The sequence below is a fragment of the Acidocella sp. MX-AZ02 genome (assembly GCF_000306035.1).
GTDB lineage: Bacteria > Pseudomonadota > Alphaproteobacteria > Acetobacterales > Acetobacteraceae > Acidocella > Acidocella facilis.
The window spans coordinates 309,088-312,019 of sequence record NZ_JH976208.1 but is presented as its reverse complement, the minus strand read 5'-3'; the positions used below and the strand labels follow the sequence as shown (position 1 = coordinate 312,019).

3 protein-coding genes are annotated in these 2,932 nt (G+C 66.5%); 2 read left to right on the top strand and 1 reads right to left on the bottom strand.

Going from position 1 to position 2,932, the window contains the following annotated elements; all coding sequences use genetic code 11:
• Both MXAZACID_RS09755 and MXAZACID_RS09750 read left to right on the top strand, forming a co-directional pair.
• A partial coding sequence (locus MXAZACID_RS09755; RefSeq protein ID WP_008494136.1) for a M20/M25/M40 family metallo-hydrolase occupies positions 1 to 630 on the top strand: 630 nt, incomplete at its 5' end.
• A gap of 406 nt (positions 631 to 1,036) precedes the next feature.
• The gene (locus tag MXAZACID_RS09750) at positions 1,037 to 1,570 is read left to right on the top strand and encodes a hypothetical protein (protein ID WP_008494135.1); all 534 of its coding nucleotides are present in this window, start codon (positions 1,037 to 1,039) and stop codon (positions 1,568 to 1,570) included.
• A gap of 78 nt (positions 1,571 to 1,648) precedes the next feature.
• On the opposite strand, the gene MXAZACID_RS20110 is transcribed toward MXAZACID_RS09750, so the two are convergent.
• Positions 1,649 to 2,932: ATP-dependent helicase C-terminal domain-containing protein (locus MXAZACID_RS20110; RefSeq protein WP_008494134.1), on the bottom strand; the 1,284-nt coding region annotated here is incomplete at its 5' end.

Genomic DNA, 2,932 nt, shown 5'->3' with positions numbered 1-2,932 from the left:
GGGCTGGTCACCGCGATTCGCGGCGGGCTGCGCTACCGTAACGCGCGCATCGATGGCGTCTGGGCGCATTCCGGCGGCGCCCCGCGCGAAGGGCGCGCGGATGCGGTGATCGCCTTCGCCGATCTGGCGATGGCGATGGAGCAGGTCTGGGACGAGATGCTGGCGCAGGGCCATGACCTGACCGTGACCTTCGGCAGGGTGGACGCCGCCAGCCCGGTCCATGCCATGGCCAAGGTGGCCGGGACGTTGGAATTCTGTGTCGATCTGCGCTCCGAAAACAACGCCACGCTGGACGAGGCGGAGCGGCGGCTGCGCGCGGAAATCGCCCGCATCGAAATCGCCCGGCCCGGCATAGGTTTCCAGCTCGGCGCGCAAAGCCGCAGCCAGCCGGCGCAGCTTTCCGAGGCGATGGTGGCGCTGGCGGCTTCCGGCGCGGCGCGGCTGGGCCATGCCCCCCGGCGCATGCGCGCCGGCGGCGGCCATGATGCCGCGGCGTTCGCGATGGCCGGCTGGGAGAGCACGATGATTTTCATCCGCAACTGGAATGGCAGCCATAATCCGGATGAAGCCATGGACGAGGCGGATCTGGCCCTGGCGGTGGAAGCGCTCTGGGCGGCGCTGACCCCGTAAGAGGCGATTTGGGAAATTCCCAAAAGTTTTACGGCTATCTCAGATAACTTTCAGGCATATACGGTCAACGCCTTGAAGGATCAGCATTATTTCGATCATTGCAGGGTTTCGCCTTTTGCCCGTGGCGTCAAGGGCGCGCGGCTTCGCCGCGCGTCGCCGAAGGCGAGTAAACCCCTTGACGCCACGGGCAAAAGGCGAAGAGACTCGGGATCGACATAATGGCCAGATGAATGAAGATCTGGGACAGCCCCAAAATTTTGTGGTTTTGCATGACGTTTTTGAAAACGAACACCATTCGAAACAGTAAATTACGAAGCTGTAAGGCATCACTTTTCGAAATTTTTTATTAATTCCTTCTGCGCATCATCCTTGTCACTTCAAACTTCGCCAAGGATGGAAACCGTTCATGGACCTCCAGACTTCCACGCCCTGGGAGCAGCGGCACGCCCCGCCGCATCCGGTGGAAACCGGCTCCTACCTATCCCGCCGCACCCTGCTGCGCATTCCCGGGCAGCCCTTCCGGCATCCGTGCCGCATCACCGATTGTTCGGTAGCCGGCTACCGCGCCGTCATCCTCTCACCGCGTCCGGATGCCGGGCGGCATTTCTCCACCGGCCAGGAGGTGGAACTGGAACATGCCGATGGCTGGCGCCGCATGGTCGGCGTGCGCTGGGTGAACGGCAATGTGCTTGGCCTGGAAATCCTCAACCCGGTCACCCGAATCATCATCCCCCGCGAAAATGGCGAGCCCGAGCCGCATGATTGCGATCTGCTGGGCGTTCATGGGGAGCTGTTCCGCGTCACCATTCCCGATGAGCCGAGCCTGTGCGACCAGTTCAGCCTGGAGCTGCCGAATGGCGAGACCTTGCAGGTGCGGGTGCGCTGGGCCATGCAGGGCGAAATCTGCTTGCAACCGGTTCGGCCAAACTGGCGGCTGTGAGGCTGCCGGCGCCAGCGCATCGATACACTGCGCCGCAACCGCGGCCACCGGGCCTGGCCGAAATGAGGCGATGAAATCTTATCCGCGCCAGGGCTCTTCCGGCCAGTCATGCTTGGGATAGCGCCCGCGCATATCGCGCCTGGCATCCGCCCAGCCGCCGCGCCAGAAGCCGGCGAGGTCGGCGGTGATGGCGATCGGCCGTTGCGCCGGGGAGAGCAACGCCAGTTGCAGCGGAATTTTGCCCCCGGCCAGTTGCGGCGTCGCGTCCGTGCCGTAAAACACATGCGCCCGGGCGGAGGCGACGGGCAGCGGGCCGGAATAATCGATCCGCACCCTTCCATGTTTGAGGTTGAGTTCGGCGGGCAGTTCCTTGTCCAGGCGGGTGGCCTGTTCATGGCTCATCAGACCGCGCAGCAGGCTATAAAGGTCCAGACCCTTTGCCTCCTTCAGCGTCGTCATCCCGGCGAGATAGGGGGCCAGCCAGTCCTGCACGGTGGCGGCGAGGGTAGCGCGGGAGAGGTCCGGATAGCTGTCATCCACCCCGCGCATCACCGCGACGCGGGCGCAGAGATTTTCCGCCGCGTCGGTCCAGTCCAGCTGCTCCAGCCGGGTGGAGAGCGCCTGCGCCAGGGCGGCCTGGATTTCCTCGGGGTTGGGTGCTGCCGCGCGGTCGCGCAACACCAGATTGCCCAGCCGCACCCGCTCGCGCACCGAGACATTATTGCTCACCGGATCGAACCCGGTCTCGCGCGTGGTCTTGCAGCGGGCGCGCAGGAAATCCGGCAGATCATCCGCATCCAAAGCCGCGCCCAGGCGGATTTTCGCGCCCTTGCCATCCAGCGACGCCACCGCCAGCAGCCGGTTGCGGGCCAGCGGGTCGGCGGCCGGAAGATTGCCGGCGCCGCCCCCGGAGAGCCGGTAAGAGCCATCCGCCCCGCGCGCCTGGGCGATGCGGTCCGGAAACCCGGCGGCGACCACCGGCCCCGGCGCGCCAAAGCCGGGCAGGCTCCCCAGCCCCAGCCGGTTGCGATAGATCTTCGCCGCCTGGCGCACGCGCGAAAGGATGGCGCGGTCGCCCTCGCCGCGCCCGGCCAGTACGTCCAGGCGCAATTGCAGATCCGCGCTGGCGGTCTGGGCGAGGAAATCGCGCTCTTCCAGGATCGCGGCGATGTCGGCGGCCAAAGCGCGGGTGGGTTTGTCCGGGGCGGCCAGCATCATCGCGGCCAGGCGCGGTTCGGCGCGCAGCCGGGCCATCTCCCGGCCCAACGCCGTGATCCTGCCCGCCTCATCCAGCGCCCCCAGCTGCGCCAGCAGCGCCTGGGCGGCTTTCAGCGCGCCGTCGGGCGGGGCGTCCGGGAAGGG